The sequence below is a fragment of the Thalassolituus sp. genome, from assembly GCF_984348125.1.
Genome location: NZ_CFHJLR010000008.1, coordinates 27,573 through 42,284 on the forward strand (window position 1 = coordinate 27,573; position 14,712 = coordinate 42,284).

The following is a 14,712-nucleotide window of genomic DNA, read 5'->3' on the forward strand; positions in this document are numbered from 1 at the left end:
GCTCTAACAGTGAGCATGGAATCCGGGGCGAGCCCCGAACTTAATAGAACCAGCATCTGGAGAAAGACAATGTCAGAGAACACTCTGAACCTGATCAAAGAGAATGAAGTGACGTGGGTAGACCTGCGCTTCACTGACACCAAGGGTAAAGAACAGCACGTTACTATTCCGGCTTCTTATGTTGACGAAGAATTCTTCGAAACTGGCCAGATGTTCGATGGTTCTTCTATTTCTGGTTGGAAGGGCATCAACGAATCTGACATGATCCTGATGCCAGATGACGAAACTGCGTACATGGATCCGTTCACTGAAGACGCTACTCTGATCCTGCGTTGTGACATCATCGAGCCTTCAACTATGCAAGGTTACGAGCGTGACCCACGTTCTGTTGCTAAGCGCGCTGAAGCTTACCTGCAGTCTACTGGTCTTGGTGACACTGCATTCTTCGGTCCAGAGCCAGAATTCTTCATCTTTGATGACGTAACCTGGGGCTCTGACATGCAGGGCAACTTCTACAAAATCAACTCTGACGAAGGCGCATGGGCAACTGCTTCTAAAGTAGAAGGCGGCAACCTGGGCCACCGTCCACGTGTTAAAGGCGGTTACTTCCCAGTACCACCAGTTGATAGCCTGCACGACATCCGTGCTGCTATGTGTAACACACTGATCGCAATCGGTCAGGACGTAGAAGTACACCACCACGAAGTGGCAAACGCTGGTCAGAACGAAATCGGCGTTAAGTTCAACACTCTGGTTAAGAAAGCTGACGAAGTTCAGATGCTGAAGTACGTTGTACACAACGTTGCAGCTGCTTACGGCAAAACTGCTACCTTCATGCCTAAGCCAGTTGTTGGCGATAACGGTTCTGGTATGCACGTACACCAGTCTTTCTGGAAAGACGGCGAAAACATGTTCGCTGGTGACGGCTATGCTGGCCTGTCTGAAACTGCCCTGTTCTACATCGGCGGTATCATCAAGCACGCTAAAGCACTGAACGCGTTTACCAACCCGTCTACTAACTCTTACAAGCGTCTGATCCCAGGCTTTGAAGCTCCAGTAATGCTGGCATACTCTGCCCGTAACCGCTCTGCTTCTATCCGTATCCCATACGTTGCAAGCCCTAAAGGTAAGCGTATTGAAGCTCGCTTCCCAGATCCAACGGCTAACCCATACCTGGCGTTCGCAGCTATGCTGATGGCTGGCCTGGACGGTGTTAAGAACAAGATCCACCCTGGCGATGCAGCTGACAAAGACCTGTACGACCTGCCAGCTGAAGAAGCTGCTCAGATTCCACAGGTTTGTGGCTCACTGCGTGAAGCTCTGGAAAGCCTCGAAGCTGATAAAGACTTCCTGACTGCTGGTGGCGTGTTCACCGAAGACATGATCGAAGCTTACATCGAGCTGAAGATGGAAGAAGTTCACCGTGTAGAACACACTACTCACCCAGTAGAGTTCGACATGTACTACTCTGTGTAATCTTCGGATTATCTGAGTTGAAAGAGGGTCGCTTCGGCGGCCCTTTTTTGTGCCTGTAGAAAATACGATTTCGCGGGTGTTTGTAGGAGGGGATCTTATCCCCGAGAAGAGACTAAGGCGACATCGCTTCCCAAAACTGGATAATGGCGCACAGATACTCTTTTCCGGTGCGCCACCATGCAGATCAAGGTCAACTTCCTCGACAACCTCCGACTCGAAGCCAAGTTCGATGACTTCAGCGTAATCGCTGATCAGCCGATCCGTTATAAAGGCGATGGCTCAGCGCCCGGACCATTTGATTACTTTCTGGCATCGTCGGCGCTCTGTGCGGCCTACTTTGTAAAGGTGTACTGCAACGCCCGCGATATCCCCACTGAGAATATCCGCCTTTCCCAGAACAATATCGTTGACCCAGAAAACCGCTATAACCAGATCTTCAAAATCGACGTTGAGCTGCCAGAAGATATTTCTGACAAGGACCGAACCGGCATTATCCGTTCGATCGATCGTTGCACGGTAAAGAAGGTGGTTCAGACGGGGCCTGAGTTCCAGATCGACGTGGTTGAGAACCTCGATGATGATGCGCAGGCGCTGCTTGATGTCCCTGAACTGGCGGGTGAAGGTACCCACATTACCGGTAAGGACCTCCCGCTGGAGCAGACTATTGCGAAGATGACGGGCCTGCTGGCGGATCTTGGTATGCGAATTGAGGTCACATCATGGCGCAATATCGTGCCGAATGTGTGGTCGCTGAATATCCGTGATGCGGATTCTCAGATGTGCTTTACCAATGGTAAAGGTGCGACCAAAGATGCAGCGCTGGCATCCGCATTGGGCGAGTTTATGGAGCGTCTTAACTGCAATTTCTTTTACAACGATCAGTACTTCGGTGAGGAGATTGCTAATGCAGAGTTCGTGCATTATCCGAACGAAAAATGGTTCCAGCCCGGCCCGGCAGATGAGTTGCCCGAAGGTATTCTTGATGAATACTGTCTCGAAATTTATAACCCGGATGGTGAGCTTTGTGGCTCTCACTTAATCGATACGAACTCGGGCAACATCGAACGGGGAGTGTGTTCTTTGCCCTATGTTCGTCAGTCTGATGGTGAGACGGTGTATTTCCCATCTAACCTGATTGAGAACCTGTTTCTCAGTAATGGTATGAGCGCAGGCAATACCATCGAAGAGGCGCAGGTTCAGTGCTTGTCTGAAATATTTGAGCGCGCTGTAAAACGCGAAATCCTGGAGGGCGAACTGGCCCTGCCTGATGTGCCTGAAGAGGTTCTGAGTCGTTATCCGAATATCGTAGAAGGTGTTAAGGGCCTCGAAGAGCAGGGCTTTCCTATTCTGGTGAAAGACGCTTCGCTGGGTGGTCAGTTTCCGGTGATGTGTGTGACCCTGATGAACCCGAGAACCGGCGGTGTCTTCGCCTCGTTTGGTGCTCACCCGGATTTTGAAGTGGCACTGGAGCGTTGTGTGACTGAGCTGATGCAGGGCCGCAGCTTTGAAGGCATGAACGATGTACCTAAGCCGACATTCGAGTCTCTGGCAGTAACCGAACCAAATAACTTCGTCGAACATTTTATTGATTCGACGGGTGTCGTTTCCTGGCGCTTTTTCAGCAATAAGGCTGACTTTGATTTTGTAGATTGGGATTTCACCGCGGGCGGCACTCTCTCAACTAAAGAAGAGTCGAGCGCACTGTTTGATCTGCTTAAAGATCTTGGAAAAGAGGCGTATATGGCAACCTATACCGAACTGGGCGTGCCCGCTGTTCGTATTCTGGTGCCCGACTTTTCTGAGGTCTATCCAGTTGAAGATTTAATCTGGGATAACACCAATAAATCATTATTTTTCAGAGACGATATTCTGAATATCCATTCGCGCTCTGACGACGAACTTGATGCCTTACTCGAACGTCTCGAAGAAAGTGAGCTGGATAATTACACCGATATTATTACCCTGATTGGCGTTGAGTTTGATGAAAATACGGTGTGGGGCCAACTGACGATTCTGGAGTTAAAGCTTCTGCTGTGTCTTGCACTTGGACGTTTAGAAGAAGCGAAAGAGTTTACGGAAACATTCCTCCAATATAACGACAATACCGTCGAGCGAGGCCTTTTCTATCAGGCAATGGATGTCGCCCTTGAGGTGACACTCGCTGACGATATGGACATCAGTGAATACGAACACAACTTCCGTCGCATGTTTGGCAATGCGCGCATGGATGCAGTGTTGGGCTCTATCGCAGGTACTGTTCGCTTCTATGGCCTGACGCCAACCAATAATCGCCTCGATGGTCTGGATAAGCACCTGCGCTTAGTCGAAAGCTACAGGAAACTGCACGCCGCACGTGGTGCGGTACATACGGGCTGAGAACACGCGACCTGCGGGGTATGAAAACATCGTTTTAAACCCCGCAATCCCCCTCTATACTTGATCTCAAAGTTAAACTACTCAACAGGATCATCAGGCCACTTATGAGCTGGAGCCGTGAATCAGTTGTCGCTGAGCTGAAAGAATTTGACTGGTTACTGCCTGATGCCGATCCCGGCCCGGAGCTGAGTGCCTACAGCGCACATTACCACCTAAATTTTGAAGATTCGGCCGAGGCCCTTTCTCATCAGGCGGGTTACCTCAATATCGCGGAATTTCAGATTGTTGTTCAACGCTGGATGTGCCCGAATGCACGTGGCACGGCGGTAATCATTCATGGTTACTATGACCATCTTGGGCTGTACGGTTCGCTGATTGATTACTGTCTGCGTCAGCAGTTAAACGTGATTGCCTTTGATTTGCCGGGGCACGGACTGTCGAGCGGTGAGCAGGCGACGATTCGGGATTTTCAGGAATACGATGCGGTATTCAGTGGGTTGATGGATCAGGTCACTGAGAACATGGATGAAGGGCCAGCTTCTAATCTGGTGGCATTTGGCCAGAGCACCGGCGGAGCCATCCTGATTAATTATCTGCTTAAACGCGGTTTCACAGTCAACGACTGTCCGTTCAAGGATGTGATTCTGCTTGCACCTCTGGTGCGTCCTGTCGGCTGGCGCAAGGGTATTATCTTTCACCCTGTAGTAAGTCTGTTTATGAAACAGATGAAGCGTAAGCATGGCGATTCATCGTCTGATGAAGAGTTTCTCGATTTCGTCCGCTCACAAGATCCGCTCCAGTCGCTCTATCTGAGTGTGCAGTGGGTAGGTGCATTGATCCGTTGGATGCGCTTTATCGAGGCTCAGCCTGCAACCGATGTGAATTTGTTTGTTGTGCAAGGGGATAACGACGGCACCGTCGACTGGCGCCACAATATGAAGGTGCTGGAAGCTAAGTTTACTGCTCGCGAGTTGTTTATTCTTGAAGACGGCCGCCATCACTTGGTGAACGAGTCACGGGATAAGCGGGCGGATATGTATCAGCGGATAACTGAGCGCTTAAAACAGACCCTGAATACACCGGTTTCTGCGGCTTAGTATCGAGGGGGCGCTGACGCAGTTACAGCAACCTGGCTGAGAGTATTTTCTGCCTCGCCGTAAATACATCCCTGTAGGCTCGGGTGCAGCATCCATGCTGCACACGGCCAGAAAATACTCTCAGCCAGGTTGTTGTAAGCCCGAACGGTTACTCCAACCCCAGAATATATTCCCACTCACTTTCTGATACGGGCTGCACGGATAGCCGTCCGCGATTCAGTAACACCATTTCACTCAGTGCTTCATGCTGGCGCAGCTCTTTCAACGTGATGACCCTCTTCAGGGCACGATCAGCCACGACATTAATTGTTATCCAGCGTGGATTGTCCGGTGACGACTTTGGATCATAATACTTTGATGCCGGGTCAAGGGAACTCGGGTCAATGATACCCGTCTCAGTGATGGCGCAGATTCCGACAATTCCGGGTTCTTTGCAGCTGGAATGGTAAAAAAAAGCCTTATCGCCCACGTTTATGTCGTCTCTGAGGATATTGCGGGCTTGATAATTACGCACACCATCCCATACTGTGCCCTTGTTTAGGGCATTCTCCAGGTCATTGTAAGAGAATGCGTCCGGCTCGGATTTGAGTAACCAGAATTTCATAATAGCGCCTTATCTTGGCTCGCTGATTGCTTAGGGCTAAATGCGCCTTTGGTTGCTAAAGACGATAAACGTCTACTTTCGGTCGCAATGATAAAAAATAATGGGGAGCACGGGTTATAGCCGATGACTCCTCAAGTAAGAATAACAGCTTAAAATTGGGAACACTGAGTAATGAGAAAGCCAGATGTACTTATATTTCTCTCACTCCTCGCCATTATTGGTTCTGCCGTCACCAGTATCGCCGCTGAAGAGCGCCGCGACCCGACAGTGCTTGCCTCAGAGGCGAGTATCCGCTGAATAACGGCGGCTGATATCTGTGGGTTTCGGTTAATTCGAAAGGGACGTTATCCCTTTCTCTGTTGCTATAAACTGCAGTGGGATGTCCCATGACTCGGCAGGCAGCATTCTGATCTCCTGAAAAGCGTACGCACAACCAATCAGGACGGGTTTCTGGCCTGGCCGACGGCTAAATGCCAGCGTGCGGTCGTAAAAGCCACCGCCCATCCCCAGACGATTGCCGCGTTCATCAAACGCAACCAGTGGCAGACCAACCATGCTGAGAAAGCGCGCTGGTACATGGGTACCCCGGCGGAAGTCTGGTTCTGATATACCGAACCGGTTGCGACGCATGGGCGTCTCAGGTTGGTACCGTATAAATGTCAGGTAGCCTTTGCGCAGAGGGTGCAGTACTGGCAGGTAAACTTCTTTTCCCCGGTTCCACAAATCTTCGATGGCCCAGTGTGGATCAATTTCACCATCATTGCTCAGGTAAAGAGCCACCCGGTTAGCGCTCAGGTACTGAGTGCTGTGGTGTAGGCTACGGGTCAGGCTACGGCCAGCTTTATGACGTTGCGCAGGTGTCAGGGCACGGCGCTTTTTGCGGATCAGTTTACGGAGTTCTTGCTTGTTCACGGAGAGGCTTCCAGAAAAGAAAAGCTCCCTGGTGCGCCCTTATGTCGGATAAAGCCCTTGAACCCTATGGTTCAAGGTGGGGGGTTCGGTCATCGAATCAGGCTTTCCGGTCATGCCGGACATGCTCACAACAACGAGAGAAACCCTCCTGGGTAATAAGCATCGGCTCGAGGTCTTTACCGACCAGGCACTCCAGGGAGCAAATGAAGTATAGCAAAGAGCGGGGGGCGAATGTCACGGAAAACCAGGTGAGAATTTGTGAAGTGCTGCAGAAAAACACTATTTTTCTGCAGCGAAAGGCTTACAGCTCGAGTTGTGAGTCTTCTTCGAGAAGGGCATCGACACGCTTGTTCAGGCGCTCGATGTCGCTGTTAACCTGCACCTGGCCGTTCTCTGCTTCGCGCAGCTGGTGGGTGATGTTCAAGGCTGCAATGACAGCGATACGGTCAGCGCCTAAAACCTTGCCGGCTTTCGAACTGGCTTCACGGATTTCGTGCATCTTGTCGTTCAGATAATTCGCAGCTTCGCGCAGTTCGCTCTCAGCCCCTTCTGGGCAGTTGATGCGATATTCGCGCTCCATGATAGTCAGGGATACGGTATTTGGGGTCTTAGCCACTGTTACGCTCCAGAGTCTGCAGGCGGGTGATCATTTCAGAGACTTTGCGGCGCGCGATTTCATTCTGCTGAATCAGCTTCGCACGCTCTGCCTGCCAGGCGGCTTCGGCATTGCGCATGGCCTTATTCTGCTCGCGCAGATCTTCATGAATATCGAGCAGTTTCTCGATCTTCTGTAGTAGTGCTTGAATCTCGGCCTCTTGCATCGCGGTCCGTCACCTTATTTATTGTCGGGCACAGGGCTGCCAGATAGTGGGTACTATAAGAGGCAGTCGGGCAAATGGTCAACGTGCGGCCCCGGTTTTGGGACGCATCTTCTTACTCAGGTCGCCCCAAGTGGTACAATCTGACCATAAACTGTTTCTGAGGTTCTTATGGCACTGAATTATCCCGAACTCGCCGACCAGTGGGAAGACGATAAATGCTTTCAATCGCCGTCGGCATTGCATGGCTGGTTAACGGGTTTTCTCTCTGCAGGTGCTCGCCTTACGACTGACAACTGGCTTCAGGAAGCTGCCGATTACCTTGAGATTGAAGAGGTTTCGGAAGGGCTGCGCCCCCTACTTGTTGGGTTCTACGCAGACGTTGTCGACACCCTCGGCGCTGAAGATATGGCGTATCAGGTTCTGCTGCCCGACGATGAAGAAGCGGACGTCGATGAGCAGGTTGAATGCCTGGCACAGTGGAGCAAGGGTTTCCTTGATGGCCTGGGGGCTTCGGGCAAAATTACCGGGCGCCCTGATAAAGACGTGATGGAAGTACTGCAGGACCTGGACGCTTTCTCACAGGCGCAGGTTGATGATGTGAACGACCCTGAAAATGTGCAGCTGCTGAACGAGCTGGCAGAGCACGCTCGTGTTGCGGCGCTCACGGTCTTTTACGCATACAACAAGCCAGCGCAGCCGCCTGCAGGCGCCACCCAGAAAACACTGCACTGATTCGCGAGACAGAAAATCAATCTGGATATTCACGATAGCAACGCACACAAGATGCTGAGAGAGATCACTATGATCAAGCTGGATTCTGCCGAGTACGCAAAACGTCGTAAGGCGTTAATGGAGAAAATGAGCCCGAACAGCATCGCGATTCTGGCTTCTGCGCCCGTCACCGTGCGCAACCGTGATGTTGAACATCCTTTCCGCCAGGACAGCGATTTCTATTATCTGAGTGGCTTTGATGAAGAGCATTCGGTGCTGGTGCTTATTCCCGGGCGTGAACATGGCGAATACGTGATGTTCTGTCAGGAAAAAATCAAAGAGCAGGAAATCTGGACTGGACGTCGTGTCGGTCCGGAAGCGGCGCCTGAGGTTTTAGGCTGCGACGATGCATTCCCGGTAACTGATATCGACGATATTCTGCCAGGGCTGATCGAAGGCTGTGATCGTATTTATGCGAATCTGGGCACGAGCCCGGAGTTTGACCGCCAGCTGATGCAATGGGTAAATCACATAAGGGCTCAGGTGCGCAGTGGTGCAACACCTCCTCACGAATTCAGTGCGCTGGATCACCTGCTTCATGAGCAGCGTGTGATTAAATCGGATGCTGAGGTGGCGGTGATGCGTCATGCAGCCGAGATCAGTGCCGAGGCACACACCCGTGCTATGCAGACTGTGCGCCCGGGAATGCGCGAGTATCAGCTGGAAGCTGAAATTATGCAGATCTTCATGGCGGCGGGTAGTCGCTGGCCTGCCTATCCGTCGATTGTCGGTTCGGGTGACAACGGTTGCATACTCCACTATACGCGCAATGATGACGTCATTAATGATGGCGAGTTGGTACTTATCGATGCAGGATGTGAGCTGGATTACTACGCTTCTGATATTACCCGTACGTTCCCGTCTAACGGGCGTTTCAGTGAGCCTCAGCGGGCACTGTATCAACTGACGCTTGATGCGCAGCACGCAGCGATTGAGGCGACTAAACCAGGTAATCACTGGAATCAGCCTCACGAGGCTGCAGTTAAAGTACTGACAACCGGTCTCGTTGAGCTCGGTCTTTTGAGTGGTGAGGTTGACGAGCTGATTGAGTCGCTCGCGTATCGCCAGTTCTACATGCACAAAACCGGACATTGGTTGGGTATGGATGTGCACGATGTCGGTGAATATCGGGTGGAGGGCGAGTGGCGCACGCTCGCTCCGGGCATGGTACTGACCATTGAACCGGGTATTTATGTTGCACCTGACGATGAATCTGTCGATGAAAAATGGCGTGGTATCGGCATCCGTATCGAAGATGATGTCGTAGTAACTCAAGATGGTTGCGATGTTCTGACCAAAGACGTCGTGAAAGAGATCGCAGATATTGAAGCTCTGATGAGTGCGTAAAGCTATGAGTACAGATAACAGCAAGGTAGACATCACCATTCTCGGTGCCGGTATGGCCGGCGCCAGTCTGGTTCATTTGTTGGCACCTGCACGTGCGGCTGGACTTAGCATTGCCCTGATTGATCGTCAGCCCCTGAGCTGGGATAAAGACGACAGAGACCGACCTCCATCGTTCGATGGCAGAGCAACTGCACTCTCTTGGGGAACGAGACAGATACTTGAAGAGCTGGACATCTGGAACAGCATTGCCCCCTACGCCTGCAGTATTGATCACATTCAGGTCAGCGATGAAGGTCGCTTCGGTCAGGCTCAGCTGCATGCTAATGAACAGAACACCGAAGCGCTCGGGTATATCATTGAGAATCATCGCCTTGGTCAAGGCTTACTGGCGGGCCTGAACGACTCAGACAAGCTGCATGTGATGGCGCCAAACTGTGCAGAAACTGTGTGTATGACCGCAGAGGGCGCTGAACTGAAGTTGGATGATGGTCATACGCTGACTACAAAACTGTTGATTATGGCCGATGGCGGCCGCTCGCCACTGCCGCGCCAGCTGGGCATTGAGCAAAGTCGCAAAGACTACGGTGCGCAGGCACTGGTGACTCAGGTTAAATGTGATAAGCCTCATGACCATTGGGCGTATGAACGCTTCAGTAGTGATGGACCGATCGCTTTTTTACCATTGAATAAAGATGAATACGCCGTTGTTTGGACTCTTAGCGATGATGAGGTCGATGACGTTCTGGCGTTGGCGGATGACGCACTGATCGAACGGTTGCAGGCCCGTATCGGATACCGGGTCGGTAAGATATCCGCCATGGGCGAGCGACTGACTTATCCGCTGGCGTTGGTTAAGTCATCCGAGCAGGTCAGGCGCTCTTTGGTTTTACTGGGTAATGCCGCGCACAGCCTTCATCCTGTAGCAGGTCAGGGGTTTAACCTCACACTGAGAGATGCTGCGGCCCTTGCTGAACATCTCAACCGGGCGGCGATGCAGGGGCAGGATGTGGGCAGTCTGGAGGTATTGGAAGCCTACCTTCAGCAGCAGTCGGCTGATCAGCGCAATACCATTACAGCCAGTGATCTTCTGCCGCAAATATTCGGCAGCAAAGTACCGGCAGTTGCATTTCTGCGCGATGCGGGTCTGTTGACCATGGCAGCTGCTCCGGTCGCTCGACGTCTGTTTGCTCGTCATGCTATGGGGCTGGGTCATACAGCCGCGAAACTGGGATAAATATTATGCAGTTTGATGTTGCCATTGTAGGTGCGGGGCTGGTTGGGCAGGCCATTGCCGCGGCCCTGAGTCAGGGCACGGATGATATACACGTTGCTCTGATTGACCCATCTGGGCCTGTGCCCGCGGGCGAGTGCGATGGTGTGAATGATTATGATCTACGGGTCAGTGCACTTACGGCCCAGTCTCAGGCGTTCCTGACAGACATCGGTGCCTGGGAACTTATTCCGCACCAGGTGCTGAGTGGTTATACCCGGATGCACGTCTGGGACGCAGAGGGGACGGGCTCGGTCACCTTTAATGCGACCGACCTGCACGTTCCGGCGCTGGGGCATATCGTTGAAAATCGACAGACGCTGACGGCATTGAATCAGGTGACAGAGTCGGCTCGTTCAATCGAGCGTCTTCAAACCGCGGTACAGAGTTTCGATAACCCAGATGCAGACGGCTGGGTACCAGTGACTCTGGCGGACGGAAATACACTCAAAACCCGTCTTCTCGTGGGTGCTGATGGTGCGCTATCTAACGTGCGTCAGATGGCCGGGATGACGACCCGTGAGTGGGATTATGGCCATCATGCGATCGTAGCGACTGTACGTACTGAGCAGAGCGTCGCACAGACCGCCTGGCAGCGCTTCCGTCCGGAAGGGCCTCTAGCATTCCTTCCTCTGCATTCCGATGATCATCTTGCCTCAATCGTCTGGTCGACTTTGCCAGATGAAGCAGACAAGGTGCTGGCGATGTCTGACGAAGACTTCTGCGCTGCACTTACCGACGCCTTTGAAGGCAAGCTGGGGAGAGTCACTGAAGTATCACGCCGACAGCGCTTCCCGTTGCGCCAGCGCCATGCATCGCAGTACTACGAAGCGGGAGTTGTTGTGGCCGGAGATGCTGCCCATACGATTCACCCGCTGGCTGGTCAGGGCGTGAATCTTGGCTTTAAAGACGCTCAGGTGTTATCTGAAGAGATTCTTAGAGCGTTTGATAAGGGGCTATCTCCGGGTGCTGATGCGGTACTGGCTCGATATCAACGCCGGCGACAGGCCGATAATCTGGCGACCATGGCAGCAATGGAGGGCTTTAAGCGTTTGTTTGCGTCAGACCAGCCTCTGGTGCGCTTGATACGCAACGAGGGAATGCGCCTGTTCGATAAAATGATGCCGATAAAACAGCACGTCGTTATGAAAGCGATGGGCTTGCAGTAAGCTACTAGCGGCGCTTCAGTAGTTCTGAGCGCCCACGCCGCTCTCATCGTACGAGAGCGTCAGTTGTTCTACGTCGTATTCGCCAAGGCCAAGGTGAGCGAGAATTTCACTTCCTGATGCTTGCCATTCAAGGTCTTCGTCCTGTTGGCCAAGAATTCGGTAATTTCCGCAGATATGCTCCGCGAGCTTGAGAATGCCCAGTAGTGTTTTGCGCTCATCGTCGCTCGTATTTTCCGGGCGGAAGTAATGAGTGGCATTGTGGTGCTCTGCAATCACGTCGCAGATGGGTTTCGGAACCCGCCACGACTTGGCCGTGTAATAGCCAATCACAGCATGGTTGGTGTTGAGTATGGCATTTTCAGTATCCACTACGCGCCTGTCAGGGTGCGCATAAGATTCCTCCATAACATCAAAATAGTTATCGAACCGCATCATCATCAGTGGAATGCCACAATTGTGAAATAAGCCGAGCATGTAGGCCCAGTCGGTAGGTTCAAAGTTGATGGTACGGGCGATATCCACGGAGATATTGGCAATGTCGGTGGCGGTATCCCAGAAGCGGTTGAGCTGCACAATGTTGGCATCACTGAGTTCGCTGCGGATGGCGAGACCATTGATTACGTTGATTACGCTATCGATCCCGATCAGATTGACCGCATGCTCGACTGACGTGCTTGGCGCACTGAGATTGTAGGCTGCCGAGTTAACTACCTTAAGGATGGCACCGGTAAGGCCGACATCCTGGCTGATCAGCTTTGCGATACTGCGCGGGTCCGGGTCGGGGCACATCTGCTCCATTTGCAGATCAACCAACACCTGCGGCTGCGGTGGCACGCGGATGCCCTGCATGATGTCGCTTATCTGCTGATCTGTAAGAGGTTGCGCCATGGCTGCCTGCCGAAATCGGGACCGGAAAGTAGTGAACTAAGTTTAGTCAGAACTCAGCAGAGGTGTTTGTTATTTTGTAATCAATGTGCACCTGTGCGTATCTGCTTCACAAGGTGTCCGGGCGCTGCTGGTGCTCCCCGCCGGGGTGTCAGCAGCATTTACTCCATGCCCGGCAGGTTGTTGCGCTAAGTGGAGCAGTAACCTCAGATCCGGAACTTAGAGGTTGAGTCCTGCAGATGCCCGGCCGCACCTTGCAGGTTGTCTGCAAGGCGTGCGAGTTCAGCAAATGATTGTTGGATCTCGCTGACCGTGTCGTTCATTGCACTGATGCTTGAGTGCGTATCCCTCACAACCGCCGTTTGCTCTTCAGTCGCCGCAGCAATGGTCAGCCCCATCGAACTCACACTTTCTACGCGGCTTTTTATCTGCGAAATATGTTTGCCTGTCTGCTCTGCATTTTGCTCATTCTGTTCAGACTGGGTTTTCGCTAATGTCATCGACTGTACTGTCTCGTTGGCGGCGGACTCCAGGCGGTCCAGGACATCGCGGATCTCGGTCGTCGCAGACGCGGTTCTGGAAGCGAGGGCACGGACTTCGTCAGCCACCACCGCAAAACCCCGGCCTTGTTCGCCTGCACGAGCTGCTTCGATTGCTGCGTTCAGAGCCAGCAGGTTTGTTTGCTCAGCAATGGCTGAGATGACGTCGAGAATGGTCGATACATCGCCGGTGTCGCGTACCAGTCGTTCGACCCGCTCAGAGGCCTCAAGAATCTGTGAGTTCAGTTCACGAGAGTTATTGATGGTCGATTCAACGATCTTCAGGCTCTCGGCAGATTCATCGCGAGTCTCCTGCATAACACCGCTGGCTTCACTGGCTGACTGGCTGACCTCTTCGATTGATTTAGCCATTTCATTCATCGCATAGGTCGCTTCTGAGGCTCTGTGGCTCATATTTTCGGTGACAGAGCGGACGTGCTTTGTACTGCCACTCATGGCGTTTGCGGCGTCTCCCACCTCTGGAGCCACTTCTTTAACCTTACGGATAATCTCATTGAGACGGTCCATAAAAGCGTTGAAGTTACGTGTCATGACACCCAGTTCGTCAGCGGTTTCTACTTTCAGGCGCGTATTCAGGTCACCGCTCCCATCGGCCAGATCGGCCAGAGAGTTCTTCATTGAATTAACCGTGTTACTGAACAGGCGACCGATATAGAAAATCAGCATGCTGAGCAAAATCAGAAATGCGACATTGGTCACTGTCACCATGTTCAGGGTGCGGGAGCTGCTCGACAGGGCTCCGTCGATCGCCGAGGAGAATTGCGTATCAACGTTCGCTTTGTGCTGCTTTAACAGCGCATTGGTCTCGCTCAGAAGATCGGATTTTTGCGAACCGAGACTTTGCAGTTGTGAGAAATCAGGGTTATCGCTGAGCAGGTTATTCAGCAGTTTGCTGGATACGCTGAGATATTCCGCAGCACTGACTTTGATCTGGCTGAGTAGATCTTTGTTGGAGGTATCAATGGTGAGCAGGCGATCAATATTGCTGAGGAGATCACCAACGGTTTCTTCACCTAACGTCTGCATTTCAGGGTCACCGGCGGTCACCGACTGAGTGAACATTTCATCGGCACGCTGCAACAGGAAGCTGTTCTGTGTTGCCAGCTGTACGGATTCGTATATACGTTCTTCAAGATTAACGATGTAGCTCTTGGTGTCGTTAACGCCCTTGATACCAATCGTGAAGTTGATAGCACTGGAAATCGCGTAAACGCCGAGTATGAGCATGATTTTGTGGAACACGCTGAGGCGGCTGAACCAGGTCATGACTGCTTACCTTTGTGTAAATCTGTCAGTAAACCATAGTCACGAAACTACCGATCAGCCAGCCACAGACAATAAAATTGACGAATCAGATCAAGCTATTTTTGAATTAGGTGAACGGTGTTACAAAAGTCAGGTTCTCGCGCTGGTCATTCCTGGCG

Annotated in this window: 14 protein-coding genes and 1 other RNA gene; 8 read left to right on the plus strand and 7 right to left on the minus strand. The window is 52.1% G+C overall.

From position 1 onward, the window contains the following. Positions 1 to 69 precede the first annotated feature (69 nt). From glnA to AC5E51_RS07545, 3 genes are all read left to right on the plus strand, one after another. Positions 70 to 1,476, plus strand: a complete 1,407-nt coding sequence (glnA, locus tag AC5E51_RS07535) for a glutamate--ammonia ligase (protein ID WP_297531472.1) — start codon at positions 70 to 72, stop codon at positions 1,474 to 1,476. A 177-nt stretch (positions 1,477 to 1,653) separates the two neighbouring features. Beyond that, positions 1,654 to 3,852, plus strand: coding sequence for an OsmC domain/YcaO domain-containing protein (locus AC5E51_RS07540; protein WP_297531474.1), 2,199 nt, complete (start codon positions 1,654 to 1,656; stop codon positions 3,850 to 3,852). A gap of 104 nt (positions 3,853 to 3,956) precedes the next feature. Then, positions 3,957 to 4,949, plus strand: coding sequence for an alpha/beta hydrolase (locus AC5E51_RS07545; RefSeq protein ID WP_301181150.1), 993 nt, complete (start codon positions 3,957 to 3,959; stop codon positions 4,947 to 4,949). A gap of 148 nt (positions 4,950 to 5,097) precedes the next feature. Here the strand turns inward: AC5E51_RS07545 and AC5E51_RS07550 are convergent, their stop codons facing one another. Beyond that, on the minus strand, positions 5,098 to 5,553 hold the full coding sequence (locus AC5E51_RS07550; protein WP_301376973.1) for an EVE domain-containing protein: 456 nt from the start codon (positions 5,551 to 5,553) through the stop codon (positions 5,098 to 5,100). Positions 5,554 to 5,724: 171 nt separating this feature from the next. On the opposite strand from AC5E51_RS07550, the gene AC5E51_RS07555 reads away from it, so the two are divergent. Next, entirely contained in the window at positions 5,725 to 5,850 is a 126-nt protein-coding gene (locus AC5E51_RS07555; RefSeq protein WP_273089454.1) for a hypothetical protein, read from the plus strand. Positions 5,851 to 5,880: 30 nt separating this feature from the next. Here the strand turns inward: AC5E51_RS07555 and AC5E51_RS07560 are convergent, their stop codons facing one another. From AC5E51_RS07560 to AC5E51_RS07575, 4 genes are all read right to left on the minus strand, one after another. Continuing rightward, positions 5,881 to 6,465: a 5-formyltetrahydrofolate cyclo-ligase gene (locus AC5E51_RS07560; protein WP_301376972.1), complete on the minus strand. Its 585-nt coding sequence runs from the start codon at positions 6,463 to 6,465 to the stop codon at positions 5,881 to 5,883. Between the two features lie 21 nt (positions 6,466 to 6,486). Continuing rightward, positions 6,487 to 6,667, minus strand: a non-coding RNA gene (gene ssrS / locus AC5E51_RS07565) — 6S RNA. A gap of 99 nt (positions 6,668 to 6,766) precedes the next feature. After that, positions 6,767 to 7,081 (minus strand): cell division protein ZapA, encoded by a 315-nt coding sequence (locus tag AC5E51_RS07570; RefSeq protein ID WP_217693562.1) that lies wholly within the window; start codon positions 7,079 to 7,081, stop codon positions 6,767 to 6,769. Beyond that, the gene (locus AC5E51_RS07575) at positions 7,074 to 7,286 is read right to left on the minus strand and encodes a TIGR02449 family protein (RefSeq protein WP_273089460.1); all 213 of its coding nucleotides are present in this window, start codon (positions 7,284 to 7,286) and stop codon (positions 7,074 to 7,076) included. The genes AC5E51_RS07570 and AC5E51_RS07575 overlap by 8 nt, the downstream gene beginning before the upstream one ends. 168 nt (positions 7,287 to 7,454) lie before the next feature. Here AC5E51_RS07575 and AC5E51_RS07580 point away from each other — a divergent pair, with 168 nt between their 5' ends. The 4 genes from AC5E51_RS07580 (at position 7,455) to AC5E51_RS07595 (ending at position 11,843) form a co-directional block, all read left to right on the plus strand. Then, complete coding sequence (locus AC5E51_RS07580; protein WP_301376968.1) at positions 7,455 to 8,018, plus strand: UPF0149 family protein; 564 nt, start codon at positions 7,455 to 7,457, stop codon at positions 8,016 to 8,018. A 69-nt stretch (positions 8,019 to 8,087) separates the two neighbouring features. Continuing rightward, entirely contained in the window at positions 8,088 to 9,404 is a 1,317-nt protein-coding gene (pepP, locus tag AC5E51_RS07585) for a Xaa-Pro aminopeptidase (protein ID WP_488072722.1), read from the plus strand. Positions 9,405 to 9,408: 4 nt separating this feature from the next. Further along, positions 9,409 to 10,638, plus strand: coding sequence for a 2-octaprenyl-6-methoxyphenyl hydroxylase (ubiH, locus tag AC5E51_RS07590; protein WP_301387669.1), 1,230 nt, complete (start codon positions 9,409 to 9,411; stop codon positions 10,636 to 10,638). 5 nt (positions 10,639 to 10,643) lie between these two features. Then, positions 10,644 to 11,843: a UbiH/UbiF/VisC/COQ6 family ubiquinone biosynthesis hydroxylase gene (locus AC5E51_RS07595; protein ID WP_491778386.1), complete on the plus strand. Its 1,200-nt coding sequence runs from the start codon at positions 10,644 to 10,646 to the stop codon at positions 11,841 to 11,843. A 15-nt stretch (positions 11,844 to 11,858) separates the two neighbouring features. Here the strand turns inward: AC5E51_RS07595 and AC5E51_RS07600 are convergent, their stop codons facing one another. Together AC5E51_RS07600 and AC5E51_RS07605 are read right to left on the minus strand one after the other, a co-directional pair. Further along, the gene (locus tag AC5E51_RS07600; protein ID WP_297531484.1) at positions 11,859 to 12,731 is read right to left on the minus strand and encodes an HDOD domain-containing protein; all 873 of its coding nucleotides are present in this window, start codon (positions 12,729 to 12,731) and stop codon (positions 11,859 to 11,861) included. 203 nt (positions 12,732 to 12,934) lie between these two features. Then, positions 12,935 to 14,554, minus strand: coding sequence for a methyl-accepting chemotaxis protein (locus AC5E51_RS07605; protein WP_491778387.1), 1,620 nt, complete (start codon positions 14,552 to 14,554; stop codon positions 12,935 to 12,937). Positions 14,555 to 14,712: the final 158 nt, after the last annotated feature.